The organism is Streptomyces sp. NPDC006743 (assembly GCF_040703815.1).
GTDB lineage: Bacteria > Actinomycetota > Actinomycetes > Streptomycetales > Streptomycetaceae > Streptomyces.
This window is the reverse complement of record NZ_JBEYJA010000020.1, coordinates 120,428-136,551: the sequence shown is the minus strand read 5'-3', so window position 1 is coordinate 136,551 and position 16,124 is coordinate 120,428. Positions and strand designations below refer to the sequence as shown.

14 protein-coding genes and 2 pseudogenes are annotated in these 16,124 nt (G+C 70.4%); 7 read left to right on the top strand and 9 right to left on the bottom strand.

From position 1 onward, the window contains the following. The first annotated feature begins 162 nt into the window (after positions 1-162). Positions 163-1,236 carry an IS110 family transposase gene (locus ABZ719_RS18905; RefSeq protein WP_366726313.1) on the top strand — a complete coding sequence of 358 codons (1,074 nt, stop codon included), beginning with the start codon at positions 163-165 and terminating at the stop codon, positions 1,234-1,236. Positions 1,237-1,509: 273 nt separating this feature from the next. Further along, a complete protein-coding gene (locus ABZ719_RS18900; RefSeq protein WP_366726306.1) occupies positions 1,510-3,057 on the top strand; it encodes an isocitrate lyase/phosphoenolpyruvate mutase family protein in 1,548 nt (515 codons plus the stop codon). Between the two features lie 637 nt (positions 3,058-3,694). Here the strand turns inward: ABZ719_RS18900 and ABZ719_RS18895 are convergent. Together ABZ719_RS18895 and ABZ719_RS18890 are read right to left on the bottom strand one after the other, a co-directional pair. Continuing rightward, the gene (locus ABZ719_RS18895) at positions 3,695-3,880 is read right to left on the bottom strand and encodes a hypothetical protein (protein ID WP_366726305.1); all 186 of its coding nucleotides are present in this window, start codon (positions 3,878-3,880) and stop codon (positions 3,695-3,697) included. Between the two features lie 19 nt (positions 3,881-3,899). Next, a complete protein-coding gene (locus ABZ719_RS18890) occupies positions 3,900-4,607 on the bottom strand; it encodes a hypothetical protein (protein WP_366726304.1) in 708 nt (235 codons plus the stop codon). 116 nt (positions 4,608-4,723) lie between these two features. On the opposite strand from ABZ719_RS18890, the gene ABZ719_RS18885 reads away from it, so the two are divergent. Beyond that, positions 4,724-5,320 carry a TetR/AcrR family transcriptional regulator gene (locus tag ABZ719_RS18885; protein WP_366726303.1) on the top strand — a complete coding sequence of 199 codons (597 nt, stop codon included), beginning with the start codon at positions 4,724-4,726 and terminating at the stop codon, positions 5,318-5,320. A 569-nt stretch (positions 5,321-5,889) separates the two neighbouring features. On the opposite strand, the gene ABZ719_RS18880 is transcribed toward ABZ719_RS18885, so the two are convergent. Next, positions 5,890-7,122 (bottom strand): alpha/beta hydrolase, encoded by a 1,233-nt coding sequence (locus ABZ719_RS18880; protein ID WP_366726302.1) that lies wholly within the window; start codon positions 7,120-7,122, stop codon positions 5,890-5,892. Positions 7,123-7,221: 99 nt separating this feature from the next. On the opposite strand from ABZ719_RS18880, the gene ABZ719_RS18875 reads away from it, so the two are divergent. Beyond that, positions 7,222-7,728, top strand: a complete 507-nt coding sequence (locus ABZ719_RS18875; RefSeq protein WP_366726301.1) for a MarR family transcriptional regulator — start codon at positions 7,222-7,224, stop codon at positions 7,726-7,728. 246 nt (positions 7,729-7,974) lie between these two features. Here the strand turns inward: ABZ719_RS18875 and ABZ719_RS18870 are convergent. The 6 genes and pseudogenes from ABZ719_RS18870 to ABZ719_RS18845 all read right to left on the bottom strand — a co-directional run. Continuing rightward, positions 7,975-8,949: pseudogene (locus ABZ719_RS18870) on the bottom strand (PP2C family protein-serine/threonine phosphatase); the annotation flags it as partial. A 243-nt stretch (positions 8,950-9,192) separates the two neighbouring features. Continuing rightward, positions 9,193-9,837 (bottom strand): dihydrofolate reductase family protein, encoded by a 645-nt coding sequence (locus tag ABZ719_RS18865; RefSeq protein ID WP_366726300.1) that lies wholly within the window; start codon positions 9,835-9,837, stop codon positions 9,193-9,195. A 466-nt stretch (positions 9,838-10,303) separates the two neighbouring features. Further along, a pseudogene (locus tag ABZ719_RS18860) lies at positions 10,304-10,568 on the bottom strand (NADP oxidoreductase); the annotation flags it as partial. 150 nt (positions 10,569-10,718) lie between these two features. Beyond that, entirely contained in the window at positions 10,719-11,126 is a 408-nt protein-coding gene (locus ABZ719_RS18855) for a tautomerase family protein (RefSeq protein ID WP_366726299.1), read from the bottom strand. 27 nt (positions 11,127-11,153) lie between these two features. Continuing rightward, positions 11,154-11,963 carry an MBL fold metallo-hydrolase gene (locus ABZ719_RS18850; protein WP_366726298.1) on the bottom strand — a complete coding sequence of 270 codons (810 nt, stop codon included), beginning with the start codon at positions 11,961-11,963 and terminating at the stop codon, positions 11,154-11,156. 156 nt (positions 11,964-12,119) lie between these two features. Further along, positions 12,120-13,037, bottom strand: a complete 918-nt coding sequence (locus tag ABZ719_RS18845; RefSeq protein WP_366726297.1) for a LysR family transcriptional regulator — start codon at positions 13,035-13,037, stop codon at positions 12,120-12,122. Positions 13,038-13,284: 247 nt separating this feature from the next. Here ABZ719_RS18845 and ABZ719_RS18840 point away from each other — a divergent pair, with 247 nt between their 5' ends. The 3 genes from ABZ719_RS18840 (at position 13,285) to ABZ719_RS18830 (ending at position 15,903) form a co-directional block, all read left to right on the top strand. Next, positions 13,285-14,391, top strand: coding sequence for a YbfB/YjiJ family MFS transporter (locus ABZ719_RS18840; RefSeq protein ID WP_366726312.1), 1,107 nt, complete (start codon positions 13,285-13,287; stop codon positions 14,389-14,391). Positions 14,392-14,594: 203 nt separating this feature from the next. Next, on the top strand, positions 14,595-14,900 hold the full coding sequence (locus ABZ719_RS18835; RefSeq protein ID WP_366726296.1) for a hypothetical protein: 306 nt from the start codon (positions 14,595-14,597) through the stop codon (positions 14,898-14,900). A gap of 64 nt (positions 14,901-14,964) precedes the next feature. Further along, positions 14,965-15,903 (top strand): glutaminase, encoded by a 939-nt coding sequence (locus tag ABZ719_RS18830; protein WP_366726295.1) that lies wholly within the window; start codon positions 14,965-14,967, stop codon positions 15,901-15,903. Positions 15,904-16,124 lie beyond the last annotated feature (221 nt).

Here is a 16,124-nt window from a genome sequence, read left to right as displayed (position 1 = left end):
CGCCTCCAGTACCGGCCAGGCACCCTCGACGGTTTCATAGTGGGCACCGGCCTGGCTCTCGACGAACCGGCGTCACCCTGACAAGCCGAAGTCAGTAGGCAGACCTGCCGCCCGCAAACGGCCGGGCGTTGGCCAGGCCAGGCGGCGGAAGTCGGACCTCTCATCAGCGTCTCCAACGGCGCCTCTCGGGCCCGGTGGCACCACCCCCAGGTCATCTGTTCGACAGAGGGGAACGCCGTCAACCCCATCGGCGCCGTCCTGGAGACCACCGACGCACCCGCCCACGCACGCGGCTACCAGCGCCTTCTCGACTTCGCTCACTCGCACGTGCCTGGTCGCCGCTGTTGGGCACTCGAAGGAACCGGCAGTTACGGCGCCGGCCTTGCCGCATTCCTCGAGGACGCCGGCGAACGCGTCGTCGAGGTCTGCCGCCCCAAGCGTCCTCCGGTCCGCGGAGGGCACAAGACGGACATGCTCGACGCCATCCGCGCAGCCCGCGAAGCTCTGGCCACCGAACACGTCATCCAACCCCGCAAACGCGGAGAACGTGAGGCCATGCGCGTGCTGCTGACCACCCGGCAGGGGGCCGTGCACGCCTCCACTGCGGCCATCAACCAGCTCAAGGCCCTGATCATCTCAGCGCCGGACGACCTCCGAGCCGAACTCCGCCGCCTGAGCCGGTCACAGCAAGTCGCGCGCTGCGCGGCCCTTCGCGACCGCCCCGCGCTGTCTGTCGAACACCGCATGACGATCCGTGCTCTTCGTTTGACGGCTCAGGGCGTTCGGCATCTGCAGGCTGAGGCCCGCGAGCTGGAGAACGAGTTGCTTGCGCTCGTTCGTGAACACGCGTCAGGGCTTCTGGAGTTGCTCGGCATCGGTCCGATCACCGCAGCTCAGATCCTGGTCAGCTGGTCACACACGGGCCGATTCCGTTCCGAGGCCGCGTTCGCCTCCTTCGCTGGTGTCGCATCGATCCCGGCCTCCTCGGGCCTAACCAGCAAGCATCGTCTCAACCGCGGCGGAGACCGCCAGCTGAACCGCGCAATGCACACCATCACGCTGATCAGGATGAGGCTGGACCCCGCCACGAAGGCGTACGTCGCCCGACGCGTCAGCGAGGGCAAGAGCCCTCGTGACGCCCAACGATGCCTCAAGCGCAACATCTGCCGCCAGATCTTCGAGATCCTCGAACGGCGGAACCAGCCGAACGCGGAGGACCTCGCTCAAGCCGCTTGACAAGACATAGCAGCCTCGGGGCACGGCCTGCTCCTCGCGCCTGGGGTCCCACCGTGCGGGGACCGGCGGTCTGAAGCCGAGTCGGTGCTCAGCCGCGTGGTACCCGAGTCGCTGCAGGAGACGTGGAACTTCCTGCCGACCAGCGGGTCACCGCGCCGCGCTCGGTACGGTCGGTGAACAGGCCGGCGCTCTCGGCGAGTGGGGGCATGAGGACATGATGGCGCAGGGATGGTTCGGGGGATGCCGAACTGTTCCGGTCCTAGGGTCAGGGTCATGACGCAGACGATGCATGAGTTCGACCGCTATGAGGATATTTCGGCGGCGCTCGCCGACCCGGCGCTCGTCCCGGAGCTGCCTGCTGCGGACGGTGGTCCGGCGGGAGCTAGCGTCGCGTGGTTGCGTGCCACCGTGGCCCGGTTCAGCTCCGGTGAGTCGCACCGGCGACGGCGGGCTCTGGTGGAGGCCGAACTGGCCCGGCTGGAGCCCGCCACACTACGGCGGGCGGTTGCGGCAGGGCCCGAAGGGGAGGCCCGGGTACGGGTGGTGCGTACCCTTGCCGAGGCTCTGGGGATGCCGGATCCCGGGGCGGTTGCGGAAGCGGTGACCGTGGTGGCGGGGGCCTATTTCGGAGGTGCGGACGCGACCGCGGACGAGGCGGTGACCTGGCTGGTGGCGCAGCTGGTGCCAGGGCCCACCACCAGAGCCGCTCTGGAGGCTGCCGCCAACCGCATCGGGTTGCTGGTGCAGGCTTGCGCGGCGACGGCTGCGCTGGTGGAGGCCGCGGCCGGCAGCGACGTACCGCTGGCCCGGGCGCTCCGGGAAGTTCCGCCGGTAGCAGCCATGCGTCGGGTCGCCGCTCGTGCCACCCGGGTCGCCGGTCGAGAGATCGCCGAGGGCGATACGGTGCTCCTGGACGTTGCGACTGCCAACCGTGCCCACCCCGTGCCCCTCACCTTCGGCGCACCGCCGAGGGTCTGCCCCGGCCGGGCCCACGCCCTCGCCATGGCCGACGGCCTGCTCCAGCGCCCGCGGAGCGCCTTCGCCCGTCTGCACGACCAGGTGACCCCGCTGCTGCTGCCCAACGCCTGGGACTACGCCTCCGCGGCGATTCTGGCGGCGCAGGGCTTCCAGGCGATCGGCACCACGAGTCTTGGCGTCGCCGCTGCCGCCGGCCTGCAGGACGGGGCGGCGGCGACTGCCGAGGAGACCTTGGCCCTGGCCCGCCGGCTCGGACAGGGATCCTTCCTGTTCACCGTCGACATCGAAGGGGGCTTCAGCGATGACCCGGAGGAAGTGGCCGAGCTGGCCAGAAGGCTGTACGACGCAGGCGCGGCGGGGGTCAATCTCGAGGACGGACGCTCGGACGGCACCCTCGCCCCCGTGGGGCTGCACGCCGCGAAGATCGCAGCGGTCAAGGCCGCCGTGCCGGCGCTGTTCGTCAACGCCCGCACCGACACCTACTGGCTCGGATGCCGGAGGGAAGAGACCGGGACGCGTCTCGCGGTGTACGAACAGGCCGGTGCGGACGGGGCGTTCGTGCCAGGGCTGTCGGATCCGGACAGGATTGCCGCTCTCACGGCAACCCTCACCGTCCCGCTCAATATCCTCTACACGCCGACCGGGCCCACCATCACCGATCTGGCCGCGCTGGGTGTCCGCAGGATCAGTCTCGGCTCGCTGCTCTACCGCAGCGCCCTGGCGGCGGCTGTCAACACTGCGAGGGCCATCCGCGACGGCCTGCCGACGGAACTCGCCACTCTCTCTTACGCGGAGGTGCAGGCGCTCGGGGCGCCTGCTGGGGGGCCGCGGCGCTCCATGTGATGCGCCTTCAGTGGGCCGGCTGCTGATCATCTGCTGCCGCACGCGGGCCGGCCGCCGTGGCGGATCCCGCGAGGTTCAAAACGGGTGCCTGTGTCGAGGTCGACTTCGCGGTACGGCGGCCGTGGGACCGGTGGAGGGAGGTCAGGCCGCGCCGGTGGGCGGGGGTGAGAAGGTCGGCCCATTCCGGTTCACCGATGATCTCCTGAAGCATCAGGTGTTCACGTGGGCCAGGGCCGGCCGGAGGTTCCGAGGGCGTCACCGTCGCACGGGTCCTGACCGACAACACCCGGGCCTGCACCGAGAGCACCTGACGCCACACCTGCCGGGACCTGGGCATCACCCCCGCTGTGCCCCGCCCTGCCGGGTGCAGACCAACGGCAAGGTCGAACGCCTCCACCGCACCCTGCTCGGCGAATGGACCGAGGTGGGAACAAGCACGGATCGCGGACATCCGGCTCCCCGGCGGTTGGACTCTTCAGCAGATCCGCTGTGTCTTGGGAGACCTGGAAGCCACCGCCCTGGATCCCGGTCGGCCGGTGAAGTGGGTCAGCGTCGGCGAGGCCCACGAGATGCCATGCCCGAAGATTGTTGACGGGAGCGGCCGCGCAGGCGAGCCGTCGCACGTCCTCGACCTCGCTCAGATCTGCCGGCAGGAAGCGACTCGCCCGCCGAGCTTCTCAACGACCTGGGCACCGCGCCCCGGGTCCCGTCCGGTGACCGTGACATCAGCACCGCCGGAGGCGAGGATGCCCGCCACCGCGTACCCCGGCCCACCGATTGCACCGGCGCCGGTGACCAGTGCGTTCTTCCCCTTGAAATCCATGAGCGTGGCCTTCGCCGGGTCAGCGCGCCGCGGCGGCCGCGTTACGGATCCAGTTGCGGAATTCGATCGCCAGGTGCTCGCAGTGTCCCTCGATCATCGAGTCCGGGGCGGCCGACGGATAGACGACGCGTACCACCACGTCCGCACCGGTCTCGGTGTTCCGCGCCCGGTGCAGGCAGTACGCGAAGGGAGTACCGTCGTCCAGGCTGAGCAGAGCGTTCATCAGCGTCACCGGGTAGGACGTGTCGAGGAAGGCGCTGACGGTGGCGGGCAGTTCGCGTGCTACCGAGACTTTGAACCGGGTGAGGTGGCCGCCGATCGTCTCCACCATGCCGCCGGTGTAGGTGGGCGGTTCGACGTAGTGCTCGGGGTGGGCGTTGAGGAGCAGTGACTTGTCCTGGAAGCGGCCGGTGCCGGCTTGCGCGGCGAACCAGTCGGCCAGGTCTGTGCCACTGAGCCCGCGGACGGTGAACTCGGTGCTCGACTCGCGGAAAGTGCCGCCCGAGGCCGCGACGAGTTCCTTGTGGTAGCGGTCGCCGGCGTCGATCTGCCCGGCGAGCAGCTTCATCATCACCTGGCCGCCTGCCACGCTCTTCAGGTTCCTCAAGGCCCGGCGTGCGGCCTTGAGCTCCCACCGGTCGACTTCGGTCTCGTCGAAGGTGCGGCCCATGGTGTGTACATCGACGGTCACGAGGGGGGACTGCTGTGCTTCGGTGTGGGTGTTCACGTGTGTTTCCCTTCATGGCAGGAGGCGGTCAATGCAGCTGCGGCGACAGTGCAGCTGTGTGCACGGAATGCGCCAGCCCGTTTGCTGTCCGCCTCAATCGACAATAAGATGCAGTCATGCATCTTGCAAGCCCGGACCCCGCCCCCCGCCGCCGTCGGCGTGGCGTAGAACTGCAGGCCGCTCTACTTGATGCGGCCTGGGAAGAGCTGATGGAAGGCGGCTATGCGGGCCTCACCTTCGCCGCGGTGGCGGACCGCGCCGGCACCAGTCGCCCGGTCGTCAACCGTCACTGGGCGACCAAGGCCATGCTGGTCCGTGATGCCATCAGCCGTGCCAGCGACAAGTTCTCGCTCAGCGATCCCGGCACCGGATCCCTGCGCGATGACACGATCGGGCTGCTCGAACAGCTCAACGGGGCGTTCACTGTGTTCGCTGTCGCCATGACCGCACAGCTGGCCGCCTACTTCGAAGAGACGGGAACAACGCCCGCCGAGTTGCGTGCGTCCCTGATCGAGGAGAGGTGGGCGCTGATCGAGTCCGTCGTGCAACGCGCCGTCGAGCGAGGAGAGATCGATGGTTCGAAGCTGACTCCGCGCATCGTGCGGTTGCCCTTCGACCTGCTCCGACACGAAGTACTCATGGACCTGGCGCCGATGCCTGCGCACGCCATCCAGGAGATCGTCGACACGATCTTCCTCCCCCTGCTCACATAAGACCCTGTTACCGGTCGTTCGTTACCGGCAGTGAGGATGTGACTGGCGGTTCTGCTGGTGAGCCTGACTCATCTGCTGACCGACGTCGTCGACTGTCCTGTTCAAGGTTTGCCGGCTCCACCGGCAGGACCGCCGCGTACGCGGCGGGACGGGCGTTCGTGATCTTGCAGGAGCTTGGTCCAGAAGTCCCGTCACTGTCTTGCCCCCCCGATCGGCCCGTGCCGGCCTCGGAGCGGACATGCCACAAGGACGGACATGACCGGCATGACGCACGATGGTGCGCAGATCACCGCAGGAGCCGACACCCACGGACTCACCCACCACGCCGCGGTGATCGACACAGTCGGTGGCACCTGACCGACCGGAAGTTTCCGGGCCGCCATCCGCGGCTACCGGGATCTGCTGGAGTGGATGCCCGGCCTTCCGGCAGCCGCCGCGAGGACGCCGGCCCTGCCGGGGCGGGGCAGGCCGACCGAGCAGGGGCCGGATCCTCGTGCCGGCCTGCAAGAGATCCGGACAAAAGTGGGCGCCGGCCGCCGGGGCCCGCTTTTGTCCTGAACTCCAAGGCGCTACGACTGCTCGGTGCTCCGCCACCAGGTGGGGCGGGCGGTGCCGTCGGTGGTGCGGCCGTCGCGGTGGACGTAGTGGCGGACGTCGCGGCCCGGCTCTGCCAGTTCGCCGTCGAGGGCGCGCTGGAGCCATTCGGCGCCGAAGCGGAAGACCTCGGCGGCCACGCCGCCCAGCGGGTGGAACTCGTCCTCGTAGACGCGCAGTTCCTTCGGTGCACGGACGCGCTCGAAGGAGGCGAGGGCCTGGTCGAGGGGCGTGAGTTCGTCGAACTCGCCGATGCCGTAGAGGACCGGGCAGGTGATCTGCCCGACGAGGTCACCCAGCGGCATGCGGGCGGCCAGGTCGCGGTCGAAGGCGTCCTCGTCGTCATATCCGGCCATGTACATGTAGTTGTTCTTGAAGGTCGGCTGGGCGCGTTCGAAGATGGTGTGGAAGTCGCCGGTCACCGCCTCGAACGCGGCCAGTGCCGCCAGGCGCGGGTCCGTGGCCGCGGCGCGTGAGCCCCAGTAGCCGCTCATGCTGATCCCGAACATGCCGATCCGGGCCGGGTCGACCTCGGGCAGAGATGCCAGGTGGTCCACGTAGCGGCTGATGGCGCGCTCGTAGTTGCCGAGGTCCACGGTCAGGCCACGGGCGCGGGACTCGCCCTGCCCGGGCCCCTCGATCGAGAGGGCGACCATGCCGCGTGAGGTGTAGTAGCGCTCGGCGGCATGGATGTAGTCCTCCTTGATCATGTCCATCCCAGGGCCGAGGATCACCGCGGGCGCGCCGTGGACGACAGCGGCGGGCAGATGGAGGAGGGCGAAGATCTCCGCGCCCTCGAAGTCCAGGACGACGCGCCGGACGCGTCCGTCGCGCAGGACGCCGAGGCGCTCGACGCAGTGGTTGGTGCGCTCACGGAACGCGGCCTTGCGCGGATCGGCGGCGTCGAAGATCGAGTACTGGGCACGGCCCCACATCACCGCGGCCCGCTCGTACAGGTCGGAGGCGGTGCGCGAGAAGCCGTTCCGCTCGTGGTGGGCCGCGCGTTCCTCGGCCTGCGCGGCGACCGTGGCCCATGCCTTGGGCAGCATCGCGCCGCTCTTGACCAGCGCGAAGACCTTGTCGAAGTCGGTGTGGTCGTGGCCGAGCAGTTCCAGCGTGCCCTTGGCCTCGGGGTGCAGGGCGTCGAAGCCGCCCTGGGCGAGCGCGATGTCCAGGGCCCAGCTCTGGCCGGTCGAACGGGTGGTCATGGGGGATTCCTCTTCCGCCGAGTTACCTAAGTACTTATCTAGTAAGTACTTAGTCTAAGCTGCTGTCAACCCACCCGCCCTGATGGGAGGACGCCCTCCATGCCCCAGTCCGAGCAGTCCGGCCCCCGCTCCGAAGAGTCCGAGTCGCAGCCCCGGTCCGGACCGGATGCCGTCCGTGCGGCAGCGCTCGACCGTCTCACCCGCGCCGCCTACCGGCTCAGCGCGGCGGACGCGCGGCTGCGCGGCCGTGCCACCCGCACCCCCGGCGCGCTCTCGCTCACGCACGCCCGCGCGCTACGGGTCCTGGCCGAGCAGGGCCCCCTGACCATCCGCGGGCTCGCCGAAGGCACGGAGACCACCGGCGCCGCCACCACTCAACTGGTCAACGGTCTCGTCGCGGCCGGCTACGTCACCCGCACCCGCGGCCGCGATGACAAACGCTCCGTCCTGGTCACCCTCACCGCCGCCGGCCGGGCGCGGCACGACCAGCGCCAGCAGGCACTGACCGAAGCCCTGCACTCCGCGCTGGCCGCCTGCAACGCCCCGGCCCTGGAGTCGGCCGCAGAAGTGCTGGATCACCTGTCGGCGATCTACGACCGCCTCTGAGCGGCCCCCGCGGCCCGCACCGTCCAGGGCAGGCGGGTTGCGCGTCGGCGCCGCGACGGACCGCCATCGTCCGGGTGCCGGAGCCCCGGCTCCGCCTGAAGGCGGCAACCTCCGGGCCGTGCCCCGTTCGGGGAACCCTGGGGCCGCCGGGGCAGTGTCGGGGTTCTCCGACCCGGAAGGGCAGGTGCACGGCCGGTGACACCCTCGTGACCCCGGTACGCCCTTCACCGCACTGCCCGGATCGCTTCAGGTGTCGGCTCTGGCGTTCGAGGCGCGACCGCCGGTGTGGTGTGGGGGCCGTGCCGGTCCAGGCATCACGGTGGCATCGTCTCTCCGCTCACCACCGCAGGCGTCGGTGAGCGCGGCGGTCATGGCACGCACCACTTCACGTCCGTGTTCACCCGCTCTGTCCCGCAGCAGGCGGGGCAGGTCGGCACTCCGGGCTCCGCGTTCCTGCATGCCGCCGGTGCACAGCACGTGACGGTCACCGTGGCGTAGGTCGGATTCCTGTCCCTGGTAGCGGCCTTGTACGGTCACGCCGAAAGCCAGGTCGGCGGCCAGGGAGACTTCACCGGCCCGGCCATCGCGCAGCAGGAGCGGCCAGTGGTGGCCGGCGTTGACGAGCTGGGCGCCGCTGCCGTCCAGGACGATGCGCAGCAGCTGGCCGGTGGCGAAGGCGGTGCGGCCGCGGCCGAGGAGGGCCTGGTGGGTCTGGCGGGCCGGGTCGGCCAGGTCGGCTTCGGCGCGCGGCGGGCGCCGCGGGAGGCGTTGACGGCGAGGGTGGCCATGAGAGCGGCGCCGACGTCGTGGCCCATGGCGTCGCTGACGAACAGGTGCGGGGTGTCGTGGCCGAGAGTGTGGGCGTAGGTGTCGCCGGCGATGCTGTCGGCGGGAACGAGTGCGCAAGCGAGAGCGAACTCGGCAGCCTCGCAGGGGGTGAGGGCAGGAACTGGCGTTGGATCTCGGCGGCCAGACTCACCCCGGGGTGCGCCGGCCCCGCTGGTAGGGGCCGGTGAAGCGGCTGTCGGTGACGATGAGACATGCCGGAGCGTGTGCGGCTTCCTCCACCTGTTCCAGCACCTCCGTGGTGGTGTGAGGGAGGAAGAGCTCCAGCACGCCGATGGTGTCACCGCGGTTGGTGACCGGGGCCACCACCTGCTGCCCGCGTTCGTCGCCCGAGGCGCACACCGGCCTCTGCGAGCACAGGACCAGGTCGTAGACATGACAAAGCGGTGGCCCGGGCCACCGTGAGGAAACGCCCCCTCAGCACCCCGGCCTTAAGAGCTGCGAACAAAAGGGGCGCCCGGCTCGCGACGCCCGGCACGCACGCTCGCGGCGTTGCCGAAAGGTCCTGGTAGCTCCGCTACAAGGACCTTCCGGCGCCTTGCGATCGCACGCACTGGACGCCGCGAGCTGACCGGACTCCCCTTTTGTTCGCAGCTCTAACTGGAGTGGGCGCTCGCGTCACCTTCGCCAGAACAGGTGGTGCGTCACGCCGCTCGGGCTGGGCACGACCTCCAGGTGGAACCGGTCCAGCAGCTCGTCGGGGGACTCCCAGAGCCGTAGTCCGGACCCGAGCTTCACCGGCGAGACCGCCACATGCATGGTGTCGACGAGGTCGGCATCAAGGAACTGCCGGATGATGGTGATCCCGCCGCCGAGTCGGACGTCCTTGCCCTGTGCCGCTTCCCGCGCCCGTTCGAGGACCGTTGCCGGGTCGCCGTCGACGAAGTGGAACGTGGTGTCGGAGAGCGTGAGCGACGGACGCTTGTGGTGGGTCATGACGAACACCGGCGTGTGGAACGGGGGCTCATCTCCCCACCAGCCGCGCCACTCGTGGTCGTGCCAGGGCCCACGCTGGGGCCCGAACTTGTTGCGGCCCATGATCTCGGCACCGATGTTGCGTGCGAAGTCTCGCGTGAAGTAGTCGTCGAGGCCCCGGCTCCCGCCGGGATCCGTGCGCATGGGCCAGCTCGCTGTGGCTCCGGCCCAGGCGAACAGCCTCTCGGGGTGGTCGTGGCCGAACGGTCGCTCAAGACTCTGGTGCTCACCGGCACCGATTCCGTCACTCGAGACGTTGAAGTTCATGACTCTCAGCAGTTGATCCACGTGTTTCCTCGTCAGGTCGTGTCCCGTCATCGTGTGGCGAGGCGCCGCACATCATGACGTCGAACGGGGCGTGGCCGGATCGACAGCGTTCCGCAACTCTTTTCCAAGGCGTGCCCAGACAGCAACCCGGGCGGTGGTGTGACCGTGGCGGAAGCCGACGGCCTCAAGGTATCAGTCGCCGCGCCGCCATTCGCATGCGTCGCAAGAGCCGAAAGACACCCGTCGGCAGTGGGATCCCCCTGGGGCCTTTCTGGGACTTCCGGCCCCGTCAAGCGGCACGAGCATGTAACAGCCGAAAGACCATTCGCGCAGGTCAGCGTCCATCAGCCATTCATCGGGGCAGGTCGCCGCGTTCCCTGGTCTCTTCCGGGACATTCGACAGGCGAGTGCCACCACACCACGTCTGACCTGCTGTTCGGAACTCCTGACGAAAAGCCTTCCCGGCGTCTTCTGGTTCCTCGTGTGTCGGTCCGGCGGCATAGGCCAGCGGAGGTGCGATTGCTTGGGCATCGGCCTCCTCGCCGACCCATAGCCCGATGTAGAGCGCGGCGGTCGCTTCCAGGAGTCCCGCTCGTTCGAGACCACCGCCGACCACGGGCTCGCAGCCGGCCTGCCGCACCAACTGGTGTACAAGCGCGAGCCGTTTCGTCGTCTCCACAGACCGGAACGGCCAGTGGCCACCCGTCGAAGACGGGCGGCGACATGCGCCACACGTCCTCATGGCAGGGATTCCGGCCGAGCAATTGGGCGGCCGCGGCGGGCGCCGCGCCGTCCGGCTGGGAGGCGGGGTGGTCGTGGTCTGGTTGGGCGCTCATCGGGGTGCCTCCTGCGGGTCCCGTCCCACCGCCGTACGCGGGCCGGGAAGGCAACCAGGCGTTCCGTCATCTCGCCGGGACGGGGAGGTCTCCCTCGATGTACTGGGCGCGGCCGTCGGCGAACGACCAGTCCTCGGGGCCGTTCTCGAAGTAGCTGATGAACAGGTCTTTGCCGTCGACGCCGGCTTTGGCGAGGTTCTCGGCGAGCGCGCGGTACAGGAGCTGCTTGTCGCCGGTGCTGCGGCCGCGCTGGGTGAAGATGTGGACGACGACCGTGCCCGCCGGGGTGCGCTCGAATCCCAGTCCGGCGTCGAGGGCGATGATGTCCTCGGGGTCGTGCTGGGTGACGATCTGGAAGCGGTCCCGCTCGGGGATCCTCAGAACGTCGATGAGGGAGTGCTGGACGGCGTCGGCGATGGCCCGGATGTTCTCGGGGCCGCGGCCGCGGATCAGGTCGATGCGGACGAGAGGCATGGCGGACTTCCTTGGGACGAGGGGCAGTCAGGGCTTGAGGGGGAGCCACGTGCCGTGGTCGGCGACGCGCAGGACGGAGGTGATGCCCGCGTCGTCGAAGGCGTGCTCGATGACCTCGCGGCCCTCGGTGAAGTGGTCCCAACCGTCGTAGTGGACCGGGATGTTGACCGGGGCGCCCAGGATCGCGGCGGCCGCGGCGGCGCGGACGCTGTCCAGGCTGACGGGGCGCTCGCGGAACTTGCCCGGGACGCGGGCGGCACCGGCGTGCAGGACGGCCGCGTCTACGCGTGACACCTTGCGAGAGATCTCCGCGACCGTGCGAATGGAGGCGTTGTCGCCACTGATGTAGACGGTCGGCAGACCGTCTCCGGACAGCACGAAGCCGATGGTCTGGCAGTTGATGTCGCCGTCCGCGTCAGCTTCGCCGTCCTCGGGGCCGTGGACGGCTGGCACGGCGGTGACGGTCAGCTCGCCGCCGTCCGGGCGGGTGAGGGTGTGGGTGTCCCAGGCGGCCAGGCCCTTGGCCGGGGTGCCGAGCCGTTCGGCTCCGCCGGTGGTGGTGAGCAGGAGCGGGGCGGCCGACGCGAAGGCGCGGCCGGAGTCGTCGAAGTTGTCGGCGTGGTTGTCGTGGCTGACCAACACGACGTCCGCGTCGGCGAGTCGGGTGCCGGTGACGGCCGGACCGATCGTCTTGGTGAGGTAGCCGTGCGGGCCGGGGTCGTCGAACGTCGGGTCGGAGACGAAGCGGAGCCCGCCGAGGTCGAGGACGGTCGTCGGCCCACCGACCACCAGGGCCGAGCCGTCGTGACGGGGAAGAAGCGGGGAGGACGACGCCATGCTGCTGCAACTCCTGGGTCGAGAGTGAGGGAAAGGCGGTCAGGTCGAGAGTGAGGGAAGGGCGGTTCGGGGTCCGGATGATCCGGGCCGTCCCTCCCCTCGAACTCGACCGTAGGGACGAAACAGGTGCAAGCGGAAATGCCGCTTCGGTCGGAGCTATGCCTGGCCTGCATCCGTGCAGGTCACGGCAGCTTCGAGAGCCGCATCGAGGAAGCGGCGCAGCAGCGCTGAGCCGGTGCCGGTCTCGGGGCGGTAGGCGAGGCGGAGCGGGCTGGGCGGTGCGCCGGTCAGCGGCATGAAGCGCAGCGCGGGGTGGTGGATGCGACGTTCGGCGGCGTCGGGGACGATGCCGAGGCCGCGTCCTGCGGCCACCGATTCGAGCCACTCGTCGAAGTTCGCGGTCTCCACATAGCGGCGCGGGCCGTTCCCATCCGGCCAGCACCAGGGGCCGGTGGTGCCGCTGGCGGTGTTGACGACCAGGGTCCACTGCGGGGCGTCCTGCCAGCGCAGGGCACCCCGGCCCTCCCTGCCGTCGTCTTCGGTCTCCTCGCGAGCGTGGACGGCGACGCGCTGCTCGTCGTACAGGTGCACGGTGTGCACGGCGGATCCGACGGGTCTGCCGCCGCGCACCAGGGCCACGTCGACGCTCTGGCGGGCGAGGGCGTCCAGTGGATCGTCGCAGCGCACCAGCTCGACCTGTGCCCCGCTCGCGCGCTCGAACGCGGCGATGGCGCGCTGGGCCCAGGGGTCGGGCAGCAGCCAGCTGAATCCGAGCCGCAGGGTCAACGCGCCCCGGGCCGCGGACAGCGCCGCCTCGAACGAGGCCAGCGTCCGCTCCACATGGACGAGGAACTCGGCGCCGGTATCGGTGAGGGCGACGCCCCGAGACGACCGGTCCAGCAGACGCACCCCGAGGTGCGTCTCCAGCTGGGCGACGGTGCGGCTCAGGGCCGGCTGCGTGATCAGCAGTTCCTGGGCCGCCCGCGTGAACGAGCGCCGCCGGGCCACCGCGGCGAACGCCCGCAGGTGCCGCAGCTCGACGCCGGACGCGCTCGCGGGCCCCGGGGCGGTCATCGTCGCCTCGCACTATGCCTGAGTGACATGGATGCAGCGTAACCGGCATTTCCGTCCGCTGTACCGGCGGCCTAGCGTCGATCACGTAGCCCCGCTTCCGAGGAAGGAAGCCCCTTCCCGAGGGAGCCCGCGAAGGAAAGTGACCATGAAACAGGTGCTTGCGCAGTCCACCCGTCCCCACGCCGGTCCGCGGGACGCATCCCCGTGGCCGGCCATCCTGCGCGGCGCGGCCGCCCTGGCCGCCGCGATGGGCGTGGGCCGGTTCGCGTACACGCCGATCATGCCGCTGATGCATGCCCAGGCGGGTATGCCGGACAGCCTGGGGGCCTCGCTGGCCACCGCCAACTACATCGGCTACCTGGCCGGCGCTCTGCTCGGCATCGCCGCCCCGGCGCTGCTGCGCTCAAGGGCCGCCCTGCGGACCGGGCTGCTGGCCCTGGCGGCGTCCTTCGCCCTGATGCCGCTGACCCACGAGGGCGGCGTCTGGTGGGCGCTGCGGCTGATCGCGGGCGCGGCCAGCGCCCTGGTGTTCGTGATCGCGACGAGTGCCATGCTGGCCGGGCTCGCCGCGCACGCCGAACACATGACCGGCTGGGCTTTCAGCGGGGTCGGTGCGGGCATCGCCCTGTCCGGGCTGACCGTGGTGGCGGTGCAACAGGCCGGCTCCTGGCGGACGGCCTGGTTCGCGTGCGCCGTGCTCAACGCGCTGCTCACCTTCGTCGCCTGGAACCTGGTGTCGCGCGGCACGGCCGCCAAGGCCCCCGCCGCCACGGCCCCGGCCGAACGGCCACGCACCCGGCGCTGGTTCACCGCCCTGCTGACCAGCTACCTCCTGGAGGGCATCGGCTACATCATCGCCGGAACCTTCCTGGTCGCCGCCCTGCAGCAGGGTGCAGCCGGCTGGATCGGCAGCGGCGCCTGGATCGTCGTCGGCCTGGCCGCGCTGCCCTCGTGCGCCCTGTGGATGCGACTGGCCCAGCACATGTCCCGCCCCGCGCTGCTGACGATCTCGCTGTCGCTGCAGGCCATCGGCATCGCCCTGCCTGCTCTGTCCGGTGGCAGCGTCCCGGCGTTGGCCGCCGCCGTCCTGTTCGGCGCCACCTTCATGGGTGTGAGCACCATGTCCCTGGCCATCGGCACCCACCTCCGCATCCCGCGCGCCATCGCCCTGCTCACCACCGGCTACAGCCTCGGCCAGATCCTCGGCCCGCTGCTGGCCGCACCGCTCCTGCGCCGCGGCTACCACGACGCGCTCCTGCTCGGCGCCGCCCTGGTGCTCGCCGCCGCCCTGGCCGCAGCCGCCTGCTGCATCCGCTTCCCCCACCACCTCGCCCACCACACCCCTGCCGCCTGACCCCAGGAGCGTCACGGCATGCCCGGTGACCTGGCCCTCCTCGACACCGGCCTGCCCGTGTGGGCCGCCGCTGGCCGGGGCCCCAGGCGGCCGAGGCCGGCCCGCTGCGCCGCCGGACGGCGCGCCCCTCACAGGAACAGAGATCCCTGGATGACCGACTTCCGCCTCGCCCCCGCCGTCGCGGTCGTCTTCCTGTCCATCCCGTGGGCTCCCTGGCGGAGTCCGCCGCCCATCTGCAGCAGGGTCACCCGACGCCGGCCGAGCGCTGTGCGAACGGCATCACCGCGGCCACCGAACGGCTGCACGCGAGCGTGAAGACCTCCGTCGGACCGGTCACCCCGCTCGGCCCGCGCATCGGCTGCATGCCCGCCGGTGAGATCGCCGAGGAGACCCTCGCCACCGGCCGCGGGGTGACCAGACTGTGTGGAGAAGGGCCGGTTGCCGGCCGGGACGCCTGCCGGGCTGCTGCGCCCCGAGACCGTCGCGGGCAGGGGGCACCGGTCGCCTGACCTGCGATCACGGCCAGTCTCGTGAGCACGTGCCAGTGGGCTCCGGGAACGGCGGGAAGGCACAATGGTGATCATGACAACGACGTCGTCCCGCACCTTCCTGCCGATCCTGGAGCGCATAGCCGAGGAGCTGGAGCACACCCCCGGCCGGGGCCGCGCCGCCGACTACATACCGGCGCTCGCCGCCCGCGACCCCCGCAGCTTCGGCATGGCCGTCGCCGAGCTGGACGGCACGGTGTACGGGGTGGGCGAATGGCGCCAGCCGTTCTCCGCCCAGTCCATCACCAAGGTGTTCACCCTCGCCCTGGACCTGGCCCGCGAGGGCGACGAACTGTGGGAGCACGTCGGCCGGGAACCCTCCGGCAACCCGTTCAACTCGCTGGTCCAGCTGGAGCACGAGAACGGCATCCCGCGCAACCCCTTCATCAACGCCGGTGCCCTCGTCGTCACCGACCGTCTCCAGACCCGTACCGGGGACGCGGCCGGCGGACTGCTGGCCTTTCTGCGCGCCGAGAGCGGGAACCCCGCCCTGGACTTCGACAGTGAGGTCGCCGCCTCCGAGACCGCGCACGGCGACCGCAACGCCGCCCTGGCCCACTTCATGGCGTCCTACGGCAACGTCGACAACGAGGTGCCGGTCCTGCTCGACCAGTACTTCCGGCAGTGCTCTGTCGCCGCCTCCTGCGCCGATCTCGCGCTCGCCACCGGCTTCCTCGCCCGGCACGGCATCCGCGCCGACGGCAGCCGGCTGCTCAGCAGCAGCCAGGCCAAGCAGGTCAACGCGGTCATGCTGACCTGCGGCACCTACGACGCCGCCGGTGACTTCGCCTACCGGGTCGGCCTGCCCGGCAAGAGCGGGGTCGGCGGCGGGATCATCGCCGTCGTACCGGGGCGGTGCACGCTGTGCGTGTGGAGCCCGGGCCTGGACGAACGCGGCAACTCGGTGGCCGGCGTGGCCGCCCTCGACCGGTTCACGACACTGACCGGACTGTCGGTGTTCTGACCAGCCGGAAGGCCCCGCCCCCACGGGCCCCCCGACGGCCCGCTGAACTGCGGGGGAACGGATCACCCGACCGGCCCCCGACAAAGTGCGCGATCACTGTCCGCACATCCGAGAGCCACCACCGCGTTCGTCGTCACCACCCGAATGTCAGGTCACACCGTGCCGTCGACCACCGCGGCGCGGACGATGGACTCATGAACGACCCGTTGTTCGACCACGTC

Excerpts from the sequence above, each read along its gene's own strand:
- ABZ719_RS18900 (WP_366726306.1), top strand. The coding sequence starts at position 1,510 with ATGACGCAGACGATGCATGAGTTCGACCGCTATGAGGATATTTCGGCG.
- ABZ719_RS18895 (WP_366726305.1), bottom strand. The coding sequence starts at position 3,880 with ATGGATTTCAAGGGGAAGAACGCACTGGTCACCGGCGCCGGTGCAATC.
- ABZ719_RS18885 (WP_366726303.1), top strand. The coding sequence starts at position 4,724 with ATGCATCTTGCAAGCCCGGACCCCGCCCCCCGCCGCCGTCGGCGTGGC.
- ABZ719_RS18880 (WP_366726302.1), bottom strand. The coding sequence starts at position 7,122 with ATGACCACCCGTTCGACCGGCCAGAGCTGGGCCCTGGACATCGCGCTC.
- ABZ719_RS18875 (WP_366726301.1), top strand. The coding sequence starts at position 7,222 with ATGCCCCAGTCCGAGCAGTCCGGCCCCCGCTCCGAAGAGTCCGAGTCG.
- ABZ719_RS18855 (WP_366726299.1), bottom strand. The coding sequence starts at position 11,126 with ATGCCTCTCGTCCGCATCGACCTGATCCGCGGCCGCGGCCCCGAGAAC.
- ABZ719_RS18850 (WP_366726298.1), bottom strand. The coding sequence starts at position 11,963 with ATGGCGTCGTCCTCCCCGCTTCTTCCCCGTCACGACGGCTCGGCCCTG.
- ABZ719_RS18845 (WP_366726297.1), bottom strand. The coding sequence starts at position 13,037 with ATGACCGCCCCGGGGCCCGCGAGCGCGTCCGGCGTCGAGCTGCGGCAC.
- ABZ719_RS18840 (WP_366726312.1), top strand. The coding sequence starts at position 13,285 with ATGGGCGTGGGCCGGTTCGCGTACACGCCGATCATGCCGCTGATGCAT.
- ABZ719_RS18830 (WP_366726295.1), top strand. The coding sequence starts at position 14,965 with ATGGTGATCATGACAACGACGTCGTCCCGCACCTTCCTGCCGATCCTG.